Annotated in this window: 12 protein-coding genes and 1 pseudogene; 6 read left to right on the top strand and 7 right to left on the bottom strand. The window is 50.9% G+C overall.

The genetic code is table 11. The annotated features are described in order from the left end of the window. Positions 1-291: 291 nt before the first annotated feature. The 3 genes from K3T82_RS32560 to K3T82_RS32570 form a co-directional block, all read right to left on the bottom strand. Positions 292-528, bottom strand: a complete 237-nt coding sequence (locus K3T82_RS32560) for a tyrosine-type recombinase/integrase (protein ID WP_220197700.1) — start codon at positions 526-528, stop codon at positions 292-294. Continuing rightward, on the bottom strand, positions 525-1316 hold the full coding sequence (locus K3T82_RS32565; RefSeq protein ID WP_220197701.1) for a tyrosine-type recombinase/integrase: 792 nt from the start codon (positions 1314-1316) through the stop codon (positions 525-527). Before K3T82_RS32565 ends, K3T82_RS32560 begins: the two co-directional genes overlap by 4 nt. 524 nt (positions 1317-1840) lie before the next feature. Beyond that, positions 1841-3043 carry a tetratricopeptide repeat protein gene (locus K3T82_RS32570; protein ID WP_220197702.1) on the bottom strand — a complete coding sequence of 401 codons (1203 nt, stop codon included), beginning with the start codon at positions 3041-3043 and terminating at the stop codon, positions 1841-1843. A gap of 669 nt (positions 3044-3712) precedes the next feature. On the opposite strand from K3T82_RS32570, the gene K3T82_RS32575 reads away from it, so the two are divergent. The 3 genes from K3T82_RS32575 (at position 3713) to K3T82_RS32585 (ending at position 6232) form a co-directional block, all read left to right on the top strand. Beyond that, positions 3713-4564 carry a hypothetical protein gene (locus tag K3T82_RS32575; RefSeq protein WP_220197703.1) on the top strand — a complete coding sequence of 284 codons (852 nt, stop codon included), beginning with the start codon at positions 3713-3715 and terminating at the stop codon, positions 4562-4564. Between the two features lie 124 nt (positions 4565-4688). Beyond that, a complete protein-coding gene (locus K3T82_RS32580) occupies positions 4689-5201 on the top strand; it encodes a hypothetical protein (RefSeq protein ID WP_220197704.1) in 513 nt (170 codons plus the stop codon). 404 nt (positions 5202-5605) lie between these two features. Further along, a complete protein-coding gene (locus K3T82_RS32585; protein WP_220197705.1) occupies positions 5606-6232 on the top strand; it encodes a hypothetical protein in 627 nt (208 codons plus the stop codon). Positions 6233-6333: 101 nt separating this feature from the next. On the opposite strand, the gene K3T82_RS32590 is transcribed toward K3T82_RS32585, so the two are convergent. After that, entirely contained in the window at positions 6334-6657 is a 324-nt protein-coding gene (locus K3T82_RS32590) for a hypothetical protein (protein ID WP_220197706.1), read from the bottom strand. A 191-nt stretch (positions 6658-6848) separates the two neighbouring features. Here K3T82_RS32590 and K3T82_RS32595 point away from each other — a divergent pair, with 191 nt between their 5' ends. Then, positions 6849-8540 (top strand): ISL3 family transposase, encoded by a 1692-nt coding sequence (locus K3T82_RS32595; RefSeq protein ID WP_220197707.1) that lies wholly within the window; start codon positions 6849-6851, stop codon positions 8538-8540. A gap of 197 nt (positions 8541-8737) precedes the next feature. On the opposite strand, the gene K3T82_RS32600 is transcribed toward K3T82_RS32595, so the two are convergent. The 3 genes and pseudogenes from K3T82_RS32600 to K3T82_RS32610 form a co-directional block, all read right to left on the bottom strand. Further along, a complete protein-coding gene (locus tag K3T82_RS32600; protein WP_220197708.1) occupies positions 8738-9742 on the bottom strand; it encodes a methyltransferase in 1005 nt (334 codons plus the stop codon). A 175-nt stretch (positions 9743-9917) separates the two neighbouring features. Further along, entirely contained in the window at positions 9918-10739 is an 822-nt protein-coding gene (locus tag K3T82_RS32605) for a helix-turn-helix domain-containing protein (RefSeq protein WP_220197709.1), read from the bottom strand. A 404-nt stretch (positions 10740-11143) separates the two neighbouring features. Beyond that, positions 11144-12090 (bottom strand): annotated as a pseudogene (locus K3T82_RS32610) (ISL3 family transposase); the annotation flags it as partial. Positions 12091-12438: 348 nt separating this feature from the next. Here K3T82_RS32610 and K3T82_RS32615 point away from each other — a divergent pair. Together K3T82_RS32615 and K3T82_RS32620 are read left to right on the top strand one after the other, a co-directional pair. Further along, on the top strand, positions 12439-12876 hold the full coding sequence (locus K3T82_RS32615; protein WP_220197710.1) for a hypothetical protein: 438 nt from the start codon (positions 12439-12441) through the stop codon (positions 12874-12876). Then, positions 12873-13436, top strand: coding sequence for a hypothetical protein (locus tag K3T82_RS32620; RefSeq protein ID WP_220197711.1), 564 nt, complete (start codon positions 12873-12875; stop codon positions 13434-13436). Before K3T82_RS32615 ends, K3T82_RS32620 begins: the two co-directional genes overlap by 4 nt. Positions 13437-13690 lie beyond the last annotated feature (254 nt).

A 13690-nucleotide genomic window follows, 5' to 3' on the forward strand; every position in this document is an offset into this window, starting at 1 on the left:
GATTGTACAACAATATCGGCCAAATAGGCCTTCTCTGGATGGGAATCATTTTCATCCTTTCATGGCTTAATTATGCTCAAATAGGGTGGTGGCGTAGCATCTTGATCAATGGAAGTGGGCTTGGATTCTGGTCTTGCATCATCGGTTTTTTGCTTATTGGGGCGACAAGATTACCACTGCGTGGCATGCAGCGTGTAGCTACACATGACCACGCGTAGACGAATGTATCAAGCAAAGAGAGCAAAGTGAATAATCAACGCATCATTCGTTTGCGAACAATACCCTATGCGCTCACGAATAGGCATTAATATCGATTTGCTCCACCCGAGAAGAAAGCTGTTTGCCCGTCGGCTTCGTATACAGCCTGGTGGTCTCCAGGGAACTGTGTCCCAGCAGCTCTGCCAGGCCTACGATATCGTCAGGGTATTGGGCAAGATAGCGACGGGCAAAGGTGTGACGCAAGTGGTGAGCACTCGTCTCAGGTGGCACACGGTCCCTGCCTGTTGCCTCCACAAGTTCGCCAATCATCTGCCCCATGGCTGAGGTGGTGAGCCTGCCCCCTTCTGGCTTTCCCAGATGGGCAGTACAGTCAGCTCACGTGCTTTAGACCAGGCTGCGGCCACGGCTTTGATCGTAGGCTCGGCGACCTCGAGGCGTTCCGCCACTATTGGGACAAGTGCCTCACGTGCGCTGCTATTTAAAGGAACGGATCGAGCTTTGTTCCCTTTCCCGTGACGGACGGTCGCTATTCCACTACGCTCCCCATAGACAATATCCCCAAAGGTCAGCGCTGCGCATTCGCTCAGGCGCATGCCCGTCTGGAGTAACACCTGAAGAATGGCGTAATTGCGTTCATGGTCGCGTGAGCGCTCTGCCTGGCGCAGCAAGGCATTGACTTGTGTATTGGTAAGGCCCTCTCGCTTGGAGATGGTCCCACCGCTCACCAGCTTCACGCGAGCAGCAGGGTCCATGAGAAGCTCATGCCTTTCAACCAACCACCCGCACCAGGTGCGCAACGCATTCAGGCGCATATTGATGGTCGCGGGCGCCAAGCGTTGCTCATGTTGCAATTCATTTCTATAGGCGATAAAGGCCATGGGAGTCAGATCTTTGACCTGCAGAGGTATCCCTTCATATGCTTCATACCAGCCCGCAAAGTTCATCAGTGCATGACGATACTGCTTGATCGTCCCCTTGGATCGGTCCTCCTGTGTAAGGTGATCTTTCCAGAGGTCGACGATCGTCTTGAAGGCGAGCGCTGCCTCTTGCTCAGTCTGAGGGCGAATGGGGTGAATACGCGCAGTCGCTTTGGTCATATGAGTATCCTTCCTTGGGCGGTCCTCCAGCCCTCTTTGTGGCACACCTATATTTGACGCTGTTATTTTTGGCTCTTAGCTGTTCAAGGGACCGCATCCCGTGAGCGTGAGTCCCATGAGCAGTATAGCACAGAACAGCGTCAAATCATAATTTGACGCTGTTCTGTATCCTCTTTCACAGGCCCAACTTAAAAGATCTGCATGTGCTTTACTTACTGGCCCTCGAATATTAACGGACCGGATTACAACGCTAGGCGCTTAGCGTTGTAATCCGGTCCGTTAATACTCGAGGGCCTAGAGCGTTCCCATCTCCCGCTCGCTCTCGCTCTGCCAGTTTTCCCACCCCAGTCAAGGGTCGCTGCTCTCGGGATCGTTTGTTGCACGCTCCTGGCTGGAACTGGCATTTCAGCAACCTCTCCCAAGCCTCAAGCTCACAAGGATGCGCGGATTCGCCTGCGGCTCGCCGCCTCCCAAGGGGTTGACAAGTAGACACTTTGGTGCGCAATCCGTGGGAATATCAGCTTTCAGGCTTTAGTATCATGCGGATTGAGACGCAACACCTCCTCCCTGGCCCTCTGTGCTTCCTCATGGCGGTCCAGGGAGTCGAGAACATGTGCTTTCTGTTTCCAAGCATCCACATCTTGGGGATTGAGGCGCAACGCCTTTTCAAAGGCATTCAGCGCTTCCTCCAGACGCCCGTGGGTACGCAGCAAACGCCCTTTGTCATACCAGATATCCCCATCATCAGGGCTGAGGTGCAACGCTTCGTCATAGGCTGCTAACGCTTCCTCATAGCGATTGAGTGCTTTCAGGGGACTCGCCATACTATACCAGGTATCTGCGCTATCAGGATTGAGGCGCAACGCCTCCTTAAAAGCTACTAACGCCTCCGTATGACGTTGAAGGAAACCAAGGATAATCCCTTTGTTGTACCAGGCATTCACATGCAACGGATCAAGCTGAAGGGCTTGATCATAAGCTGCCAGCGCTTCCTCATAGCGTTGCAGATAATCAAGCGCAATGCCCTTATTGGTCCATGCTTCTTTTTTTACTGGATCAAGACGCAGTGACTCTTCAAAGGCATGCAGGGCCTCCTCATAGCGTTTGAGCCGAGACAGCGCATTCCCTCTGTTATACCAGTAGTCTGCATTCTGAGAATTGAGGTGCAACGCTTCCTCATAGACCATCAATGCTTCTTCATGACGCCCAAGCTTGTTGAGGACACGCTCTTTGTTATGAGGAGCTTGAGCGTGCGTAGGTTCCAGCTGGATCGCCTGCTCATACGCGGCCAACGCTTCCTCTAGCCGCCCAAGATCCTCAAGAACAGTCCCTTTGTTGTTATAGACGTCGGCAAATGGGGACCGAGCAAGTGTGGGCTTCAGGAGGAAATGCTCTGCGCGATGATAGTCACCAGCATCCATGGGTTCCAGCTGGATCGCCTGCTCATACGCGGCCAACGCCTCCTCTAGCCGCCCAAGCTTGCGGAGGTCATTCCCTTTGTTATAATGGTTACCAGCATCCATGGGTTCCAGCTGGATCGCCTGCTCATACGCGGCCAATGCTTCCTCTAGCCGTCCGAGCTCGTCAAAGACATTCCCTTTGTGAGTATAAGCATCAGCCTTCGTGGGTTCTAGTTGGATCGCCTGTTCGTACATAGCCAGTGCTTCCTCAAGTTGTCCAAGCTTGCGAAGGTCATTCCCTTTGTTAAAATCAGATGTATTTTCCATACTGAGTACCACCTTCTTCTTTGGCGGCTAGCTCGTTCCTCATCGATCAACTCATGAACCCTTATTCCCCTGCGTACAGCCAGCCTATCGACTTCATAGTATAGCACCCGTATGCTAGCCTACCAAGGGAAAGAGAAGGATATTTCACAGAGCGATGGCCCTCAAGTATTAACATATCGGATTACAACGCTAAGCGCTTAGCGTTGTAGAGGGTGGACTAAGATCCTGACAATTTTGTGCAGTAAGATTTTTTGAGCTTGAATTGCGATAACGGTCGATCGTTTTTGCCATCCAAGATCTTAGTGTATTTTTTCGTACGGTTAATGCTCAAGGGCCACCTACCATCCTTCTTATGTTCAGGTTTACGAGCATAGTTAATAAAAACAAGCAAAAAGAATTTTATACGCAAGTAGAATTATACGTATTTTACTTGCAGTTTTTTTCAAATAAAAAGTATTCTATGTACATAGAATACTTTACTGCTTGCCTACCATAAGGTTTATATCCGGTAGCTAAAACAATCACATTTTTGTTTGGTTATGTGCTAAGAGAGGAGAAGGTAACTTTTAAACATTCATAAGAGATAAAACCTCTTTTTGCACCACGAGTTGGTCCAGATTCCACGAAAAAGGCAAAGACTGCATTAGCTTGGAAAGGATTCAGTGTCGCATGACAAAAGAGCACAAAGACGACTCCAAAAAAGAAAAGAAAAACACTCCTTCTGTTCCCAGGCAAGAAATTGCTTCCTCCCCCAATGAGTGGTATCTCCTTTTCCTTCCCATTGTGTTAGCGGCGATTGTTTTTTCCATCAGCATCTCTCTATTTTATAAGGAAGCAAAAGCTGCAACAACAATGACTCAATGCACATACTGCCAAGGAATCAATAGTTGGTACAATCATGATATTTTTGTGCATGGGGGCTATACACAGGTCTCAGTGGTCCAACTCCATGCCGGAAGTAATTATGGAGGAGGCACTGCCATGACTAGCGTGACCTTATTAGTTGGAGATGGCATCGATTTTTCTCAAGGTGGAAACTATGTCGAGGCTGGCTATCGTGTTGATCACAACCACAATTATCAATACTGGTTTTGGCGATATACGACCTCAACTCAGGTTCTAGAATATGCTTCTTCTGGTTTAAAGTCTGGTCCCAGCGGTGACTTCAACCACGACGCCTATATCGCTATATACACCTCAAGCGGTTCAACAAATACATGGCATGCTGCCATTACAGGTAATGCCTCTAGCTGGATACCATGTTGTTTCCCAGCTCATTTCAGCACGAGTTCAGGGCTTCCAAATGATATCGAAATAGGGGAGAGAGTCTACTATTCTGGTTACTCAACTCAGGACGCTGACATCTACTTCACACAAAATCAATATCGTAATGCAAACAACGACGGTTATTATTATCAATTCCAAAATGGGGCAACTCATAGTGATAGCCAAGTGACGGGTGTATGGAGCCCTCCTCCCTCCTCCTCAAGTACAGGTGGAAGCTTCTATACACACGTTTAAAGGAATATATGCCAAGAGGAATCGCGTGCTCTACGTACTGTTGCAAATTAAACGAAAGGCAATATGATTGCAAGCTTGATAGCAATGATTTACGCTCTCATTCGTGTAAAAAAGGAGAAATGGCATGAAACTCAGTCCACGTGTTGCAGGCATTGGCTTGATAGTAGCTTTATTACTTGTCGTTTTAGTGCTTGGGACGAACCTGGTTGTTCAAGGTGGAAGCTTGCCTCAACCTCATGGGTTTACGCCTCCTGCCCACACAACCCCTCTTGGGCGCCAGCCTGCTATCATACCAGCGCAAGAGAAATTGCAAATAAATGCATTGCCAACGTATGGAAAATCAGAAGTCGATACGTATCTGAAAGACCATTATGGGGAGAATTTGCTTCCCTACACAGTCTCTTTCATTTCACCTCAAGATGCAACAAAAAAAATAGAGGCAACGTTTGAAGATACTGCAGCAATTGTATGTTATGTTGAATTTCAGGGTGTCCCTTCCGATATGGCTCAAAATCCTGTGATGACGAACTCAGTTACTCCGGATACCAACACACATCCAAGAAAAGCACTCACACATGGCTTTATGCTTTTTGATGGTGCATCGGGGGACCTCATTGTGTCAGGCGCAGGGGCGTAAAATTTCCCACTTTTGAGAAGTAGGCGAGTGTCATTTTCTTCTATGCACGAGTCAAGAAACCTTCTGTTGAGATCACTAACATTTCTTTTTTTCAGTGATCTCAACAGAAGGTTTCTGTGATAGCGAGAATTGAAATGCGCGGTCGTTCTCTAAAAACAACCGGAAACGTCACATCGAACGCATAGCGCACAGATCTAACCCATGACGATTGCACTTTTTCCTTCTTGAATTATCCACAATCTCTCCACACCCACTTGGAAAAGTTCGTGGATAACTGGGTTGTCTCCACTCCCCTGGATCAGGTATGCTTCTCCCAGATCACCCATCTCATGGTTCTCATCCTTCAGACCCTTTTATTTCTATCCTTGTTTTTGTTGTGCCTTACAGATTGAAGGAGGGTTGCCATGCCTGTCTCCATCGAAGGGGAAACTCGTCTCGCGCCTCGAAGCCTGGTCATTCGCCGTCACCCCGTAAGCGAGACACAGAAAGCAGGGAAGGTACAGGTCGCGCGTGCGTCTCAACTGACAAAGATCAGGTCGCGACCACTGTCAGCGGCCGACGTTCCTCCCTGGCAACATCGGGCCGCTTTCCCCTCGCACACGAAAGTGCGAAAGCAACACAGCTTCTGGCCATTATTGATAGGGATAGGAATGCTCTGCGCGTTCCTCCTTGCCATCGGCACGCAATTTCTGATGGAGCGGGGCATAACACTCAAAGATGATCTCCAATACGGTCGGCCGCGCACTACCCAGATCGATCATTTTGTGGGGCACGAGCGCGATACATCGATCCCAACCCACTTCACGGCAATCAATCTCAAAGGGAAGGTGTATATCTTTGAGATACCAGGAGGAGATACAGAGCACACCCATCTGCTCCTAGGGCCACGCCTGCTTGGATCAGGAGCAGATCTTGCACCCGTAACGCTGACCTTCTCAGGCGATGCCTACCATCCTGATCTTGTGGTGAGTGTTGATGGACTGCAAATGCGTTTTCGCAATATAGGGAACACCTATGAACCGATGGCATAAGCGAGAGTGAAGAGAGCAATCATCATTGCAGATCTGTCCCACCAGGTTGTAACGAATGCTCTCTTCACTCTCAACAATAGCCTCAAGTAGGAAGCATCATGTTACATGGCAATGCGCTGCTTCAAGGGTGGTGGATCAGCAATAGTCGCTTGAAAATCTATTAACTCTATCTCATTTTCTATTGACTCCATCACCAGGCGCGTTGCGTCTCCATTGACTTGCAAACTGATAAAATCTTCATCAGTGTCTCGATGTGAGGAAGCGTAGATCGCAATGGTTTGACCAGATCCAAGCCATTCTTGTACAGTCCAGACCAAACCTTTCGGGATATCTGGCAAACGCATTTGATGGGTGACGTATCCATCTGAACGTGAGATCTGGACAAACCAGTGGCAATCAAAATCCGCAGAAAGCAATAGTTCCACATGTAACTGTCAAAAATACCATAACCTCGCCGAAACGGGGAGATATGGATCAGAAGAGAAAAATGGCGAAGATATGGAACTCCATCAACTTTGATGAATACAGCCTGTCTGCTTGAAGAGACCCATCCTGATATACTCATCGCTAAGAGATTTGTGCATGCAATCTCTTCATCACAAGGACGAGGTATCAGATGGAAGGGTCTCTCTTGCTCCCTTTGAGCGATGGCCTGGTGATCGAGCAGATCTGCCGACAGGAACAGCAGATCATCATCTCGGTTCGCTCCACCGCTGCTCTTGCTCGTTGCCCACTCTGTGCCGCTGTTTCAGAATCTATTCACAGCCATTACCAGCGAACCGTGGCCGACCTTCCTGAAGTCGGCCAGCTCGTCATCCTGAAATTGACAGTGCGCCGCTTCTTTTGCCGCAATGCTCTCTGCACTCGTCGCATTTTTACCGAAAGGCTCCCTGAACTGGTTCGGCCCTGGGCACAGATGACCAATCGGCTTCGAGAGGCACTGGGTGTCCTGAGCTTTGCGACCTGTGCCGAAGCGGGTTCACGCCTGGCTCCGCACTTAGGAATGAAGGGATCACCTTCTACTCTCTTACGCTGCCAGAAGGCCGCCTCTCTCGCTCCACCAGCGGACTTCACGAAGATCGGTCTGGATGATTTTGCCTTTCGTCGTGGTCGCACCTACGGCACGATCATCGTGAACCTGGAGACCCATCATTTGATCGATGTGCTGCCTGACCGGACAGTTGAGACTGTTGCAGCCTGGCTTGCTGCCCATCCAGACATCGAAGTGATTAGCCGCGACCGGGCCTCAGATTACGCCACTGCTGCCACTCTTGGCGCTCCACAAGCTTTGCAGGTGTGTGATCGGTGGCATCTGCTTCGCAATCTCAGCGAACACGTCACCACTTTTTTAGCACGGATGCGTGCGCAGATCCGTAAAACGTCCCAGGAGCAAGCTCCACCTAGAGAAGAAGACCCTCTCGAAGAAGCTCGCTGGAAAGAACGAGAAGCCTGCGAACAAGCGCGGGACACCCGACGGCAAGAGCGGCGAGCACGCAAAACCGTTCGAGAGCAAACTAAAGCGGCCCGCCAGGAAGAGCGACTGGATCGCTATCAGCAGATACTCACTCTCAAGAGTCAAGGACTCTCTCCCGAAGAGATTGCTCCGCGCGTAGGGTGTTCTGCTCGAACGATTCGCCAATGGCTCGCCGATGGGGTGAAAACCACTCCCAGACGCAGACGCCCCAGTCCGCTCGATGCCTACGCTTCCCATCTGTGGAGGCGCTGGGAAGAAGGAGAGCAGCGGGCAGAGAAGTTGTACCAGGAACTTCTCGAAAAAGGCTACACTGGCTCCGTCCGTGCGGTCTATCGCTATCTTCATCGGTGGCGTCCCTCTCAAACAGATTGTGAGGAACCTGTGGTGAGAAAGCACCGCCCAAGAAAGACGGCCCCTCCTCCAGGACCATTCGATGAGTGCCAGGCCAAGGAAGCGGTTTGGCTCTATATCCGCTCTCCTGACGAGTTGAAACCGAAGGAGCAAGAGCACGTGGCCTTCATCCGGCAGGTCCATCCTTCCCTTGAGACAGCTTATCAATTGGTTCAGACGTTTGTGAAGATGGCAAGAGAACGCACAGGAACGGGTTTAGAAGTCTGGCTGAAACAAGTACGCGACAGCCAGATTGCTGAACTCACCCAATTTGCCAAAGGCATTGAACGAGATCTGGCTTCTGTCCAGGCAGCTCTTACTCTTCCCTACAGCAATGGCGTCGTCGAGGGTCATGTCCATCGGCTCAAGCTCATCAAACGCCAGGGCTACGGGCGAGCCTCCTTTCCCCTCCTCCGCCAACGGATTCTCTACCAAGCCGTCTAGGCGTTCTTCAGTTTGTTTCTTTCCTCTCGGAAAAGAGACCTCTCTCTTCAAGCAGACAGGCTGTATTCATCAAAGTTGATGGAGTTCCAAGATATGTGTCAAATTTTGATCATAGAAGAACGCCATCACTTTCGGCGATGGCGCTCCGTTTTCATTCTTGCTTCTCAAGCGATTATCCAGTGAGATGGCCAATGGCATCACATTGGATGGCACTCGACAGCAAAGCAACCAGATGGGAGCTGCCCGACAGCCTGAACCTTGAGTCCAGCCTGGTGGGCAAGCTCTCGAAACTCGTTGAGCGTGCGGTCCTTGCCTCCAAGTAAGACTATTTCCGGTGTGAGAAGAGAATTCACACTGCCATCTGGCAACACCCCGCCCAGGATCATCAGGCGGCCGCTCGGGCGTGCTGCCTCGGCACAACGGCTCAAGATGAGTTGTGCTTCTCGGTCGGGCCAATCGTTGAGGATAGACTTCAGGAGATAGAGATCCCCCCCGGCCGGCAACGGGTCGAAGAAGCTTTGCCCAACCGTTCGGACACGTTCACTCACGCCAGCCTCCTGCAAGATCGAGCCTGCGCGGGCCACCGTCCCAGGGAAATCGACCAGGGTGCCCTGGATCTGAGGGTGGGCACATAAGATCTCCGCAAGCAAGGCTCCCGTTCCACCGCCGACATCCACCACCGTCTTGACCTCCTCCCAGTCTCCCGTGAGGAGCACCTCTGGGTTGGGCGTGCTGTGACCTGCCGACCCCATCAGCGCATCAAAGCTCGCCGCAACGTCCGGGTGCGCTTGCAGGTCCTCCCAGAAAGGCAGGCCAAAAATCTCGTGGTAGGCGGGAGCGCCTGTCCGAACAGCGCTGAGAAGGCTGCCCCAGGCATAGGCTATGCGACCGCCGATCCCACCCAGATCAAGGAATTGCTGCGTAGGGCCAAGCAATCCCCGAGCGGCTTCATTCAACGCGAATTGACCGGGTGTTGGCTCGACAAAGACGCCCTTGCACACCAGGTGCCTGAGCACCCTCTGTAGGAAGTCGGCATTGCACTCTGCCTTATCGGCAAGGGTCTTGATAGCGGTGATGCCAGCGGCGATATGGTCCGCGATCCGCAAGGTTGCCACCACATGGATACACCAGGGTGTGCACAGATCGCTCAGCGCGCTCAGATTGGCGCTTTCCGCTGGTGTCTGGTCATCTGTCTCTGTCATCTCTTGTTCCTCCTTCTCGGTTTCTTGCCTTCTCCCGTACCTCGCGACCTGATCTGGATCTCTGTTGGGAGATCATCTTGATCACCATCGCGAAGCGCGAGAAGCATTGAGCTAGTGGCATAGCACCTATGCTATCGCAGGAAAAGAGGCCTGTCTTGTAAAAATTTGTCCCAGGTCAGGGAAGAGGAACATGGTTGTGATGTTCACTTCGCTGCGCCAAGTAGACGCTCGGACTCATCCCAGTAAACGCCTGAAAGTCGTGAATGAAATGTGCCTGGTCGAAATACCCACAGGAGAGTGCCAGGTCTGTCCATTGGACGGGTGGCCTTTTTGGGGTCCGTTGTAGTGCCTCCTGAAAGCGCAGCAGGCGACAGAACACTTTTGGCGTGAGTCCGACCGCTTCCTCGAACAGGGAGATGAAGCGCTTGTGACTCACGCCAAGGCGTGCGGTCACCTCCGAGATGGGGCGCCCCTTTAATTCTGTCTGGAACGAAGCCAGCGCGAACGTGACGGCAGAAGGTCGTGTCTGTTCCCAGGCTATCCTCCCCAGGAGAAAGCGTTCGAGGATCTGTATCCTCTCAGTGTTCGTCTGGACTCTTAGTAGGCACTCGCGCAACTCAAGGGCGGCAGGGCCGAAGACGTGAGAAAGGTCCACCGCTTGGTTGGTCAACTCGGTAGCAGGCATCGGCAGAAACGGGCGCGCACCACCTGGCTTGAAGCAGACGCTGATGGTGGTAACCAAGGTGGCCGTATCAATGACAGCCACTTGCGAAAAGGCACCGTGGAGTACGCCGCCATGAAAGCTCTCAAACTGGTCGCCATGTCGTGGAGTGGAGACGGCAAGCGTGTCATGGCCCAGATTGATCACCATCGCCATCAGACCATTGGGGAGACAGCGTTCCCTGGTGGGAAGCTCTGTCTCCCCTTCCGAAATGCTGAAAGCCTCAACGTACGCCGCAAGCAGAGGTGAGGGGAGAAAACGGGATGAGACAGCCACGAGTTACCTCCAATCGATGGAAACTACTCTCGCCATTCTCGCGGCTATGGCAAGCGCAATGAGAGGAACTCACCACCCGACGATATGCGATCGGAAAGGGATATTGTTCCAGTGTATACCTCATTCTCTGATCAAAAACAAGGTGTTGGCGCATTTGATTGCCATTTTGACTCAATTATCCGCCCAAAAAGAGGTGGTCAACAAAGATTCTGGCCCGATTTTCGCTAATTTTTGTACGCAGTTTCTTACGGCGGGTTTATTTATGGGTCAATTTGGCTTTTGGGCGAAGTTATACGCCGGAAAAACGTTATTGACTCATCCATTTAAGCTCAAAGTGCTGGCGAAGTTATGCGCCGGAAGTGGCGAGTTTATGGTTTTTCCGACACTTGCTCTCGTGGTTTGCGCTCAGGAAACTTCCCAGCAGCCAGCCAACTCTGTACGGTGCTCGCGCCTATTCCCACCTGCCGAGCAATAGCTGCTTGACTCAGACCGAGCTTACACAGAGCGATCACTTGCTCATAGTGGGCCAGACGTTCCTCTCGTCGGCTTTGTTGCAGGCGCAAGAGTGCCGGAGAAATGCTAACCGCTTGTTTTGGTTGCCACTTTGGTACTTGTTCCTCAAGGATGGTCTGTGTCTCTTGTTTCTCCTGAGTGGCCAGATGACGCGCGAGAAGCCCCTCCAAAGCCTCTCTGAGATTTTTAAGGAGATGAAACCTGTCCGCACACTGAATGGCTTGTGGAGCAGCCTGCGCAGCCGCAGAGGCATAGGCACCACCCCGATCCCGGCTGACTGCCATGAGATCTGGGTGCTGGTGCATCCAGGCTGCTGAGGAGTCTGCTTCCCGATCCGGCAGGAGATCCACGACCCGCCTGTTCTCCAGATTCACGAGAATCGTCCCAAAGCGGTAGCCACGTCGAAACGAAAAATCCTCTATCCCAAGATAGAGGATAGAGCCGGGAGGGAGATCGGGAAGATCCATGATGCGGCGTAGGATCGTCTGGCGAGTGGTCTGCATGTCCAAACGAGCAGCGAGTCTGGCTCCCCCTTTACCGCAGGTGGCCAGTCCGATGGAAGTAATGTGCTGGTAGTAACGGATCGTCGCTCTGGCCCATGGCTCCACAAAGGCAGGGATACGCTCGGCGAAGACTTTGCGTTGACACAGAGGATTACGACAGGAAAATTTGCGCACGGTCAGCACCAACTGAACGCGACGGCCTGCGCAGGGAACATCACGCAGAACCCGGCGATAGTGGCAATGGATCGAGTCCGATGCTTCGTAACAAAGCGGGCAGCGTGACGTGGGGAAGTGGCAACAACCTCGACGACCAGGCTGTCTTCGGTGATCTGGATCTACTCGACGAGCATCCCTTCTGGGAGAGAAAACAAGGATGTCCCTTCCATCATAACCTCATTCTTGTGATGAAAGACGCTTCTGGAAAGGACTATATCACTGCTTCCCAATATTATGCCAGACAAGCGAGCAGTAAGCCCCCGAAGTGGGCATTAGCCATATAATGTGCTCTTATCCAATGAATAAATTGCCCGATGACATGAAGAGTGTTTTCTTCTTAATTGCAGTCCAGTAGAAATAAGTTGTAAAAATACCATTAACTGCACTTTTCCGCTTTTGCATCTCTCGCATAGAATAGTTTAAAATAAGTGAGAATGTATAGCCATAAAGGGAAAGGTGCAAAGACTATGCCTGAACATGAAGACACTCCTTTGTCTGATCTCTCTCGGATCGAGCGTTGGATCATTCAGGTCTCCAAAGCTGAGCGAACTCATCACAAGTTCGTACTTTCTATCCCGGGAATACGATGGTATGGGCTCCTCGCGCTGATCTTGCTTCTCCTATATTTTCTCTTCATTGGCAAATTGCTTCTCGCCGGAAATAGTCCACAGAGTTATTGGGTCGCCATGCTATTGGGGATAGGCATCACTCTCGCATGTCTATTTGCTCTTGTAAAAGCCATCCTAACCTTTGTTCCCAAGCACCGCCAGCAGATGGAAACTCTGTATCGCGAAACAGTGGAGCAAGATACTCAACACATTCACCGTCTCACTCAAAGCATGGTCGAGAGACAAGAGCAACAACATTCCTTATACTATCAGGCCCGGAACAAGAGGGGTTCATGACTTACGGATTCATCAAAGCCAAAGAGACGGTGTACGCTGGAAAACATTTTCGGTCGCGGATCGAAGCCCGCTGGGCCGTTGTTTTTACCACGTTAGCAGTAACTTGGCGCTATGAGCCACAGCACTATGACTTTGGGCGCAAACGACCATGGCTCGATGATGAATATGAGTTTCGGGAGTATGTCCAAGAAGCGCTCTATGAAAATACATATGACGATCGATCAGATGTCATTAGAGGAGCCTACCAGGACCGCTATGAACGTCATATGTATTTACCTGACTTTTATCTCCCAGAATTTCAACACTGGGTCGAGATTAAAGGCAAAACACCGACATACGATGAACGCTCAAAGGCAACCCACCTCACCTGGCAAACAAAGCAGCCAATCACGATCATATGGGGCAACATTCCAGGTCCAAATGATAAATGGGGAGAGGCAACAGACATTATCAATGGCGAGATGAACATTATTGCCTTGTTTGCAATAGAATGCGGCGTCAAAGCCGTAGAAAAAGCCTTTACAACGGCTCGACAATTTCGTTTTATGGAACATCCATAAGATGGGGTCGAGTAGTAGCTGTACGAAAACCACGCTAAGGAGAATATGAAGCCTTTTAACCTCTCTCTTCTCACAAAGCATATCCAGCTTGTATGCATCTTCCGCACTATTTAGCGTGCCAAAATGGAGAGGTAGAAACGTTCCAGCCTGTTGAAAAAGTCTCCAATGGATGAGCATAGCACGGGATCACGCTGCTATTCCCGCTCAATTTCTGCGTTTCAAGGATAAATTTATGAGATTGATTGGACTTTTTC

It is taken from the genome of Ktedonospora formicarum (assembly GCF_016587355.1).
GTDB classification, from domain to species: domain Bacteria; phylum Chloroflexota; class Ktedonobacteria; order Ktedonobacterales; family Ktedonobacteraceae; genus Ktedonobacter; species Ktedonobacter formicarum.

Coding starts and splice junctions, on each gene's coding strand:
- K3T82_RS32560 (WP_220197700.1), bottom strand. CDS start 528: ATGATTGGCGAACTTGTGGAGGCAACAGGCAGGGACCGTGTGCCACCT.
- K3T82_RS32565 (WP_220197701.1), bottom strand. CDS start 1,316: ATGACCAAAGCGACTGCGCGTATTCACCCCATTCGCCCTCAGACTGAG.
- K3T82_RS32570 (WP_220197702.1), bottom strand. CDS start 3,043: ATGGAAAATACATCTGATTTTAACAAAGGGAATGACCTTCGCAAGCTT.
- K3T82_RS32575 (WP_220197703.1), top strand. CDS start 3,713: ATGACAAAAGAGCACAAAGACGACTCCAAAAAAGAAAAGAAAAACACT.
- K3T82_RS32580 (WP_220197704.1), top strand. CDS start 4,689: ATGAAACTCAGTCCACGTGTTGCAGGCATTGGCTTGATAGTAGCTTTA.
- K3T82_RS32585 (WP_220197705.1), top strand. CDS start 5,606: ATGCCTGTCTCCATCGAAGGGGAAACTCGTCTCGCGCCTCGAAGCCTG.
- K3T82_RS32595 (WP_220197707.1), top strand. CDS start 6,849: ATGGAAGGGTCTCTCTTGCTCCCTTTGAGCGATGGCCTGGTGATCGAG.
- K3T82_RS32600 (WP_220197708.1), bottom strand. CDS start 9,742: ATGACAGAGACAGATGACCAGACACCAGCGGAAAGCGCCAATCTGAGC.
- K3T82_RS32615 (WP_220197710.1), top strand. CDS start 12,439: ATGCCTGAACATGAAGACACTCCTTTGTCTGATCTCTCTCGGATCGAG.
- K3T82_RS32620 (WP_220197711.1), top strand. CDS start 12,873: ATGACTTACGGATTCATCAAAGCCAAAGAGACGGTGTACGCTGGAAAA.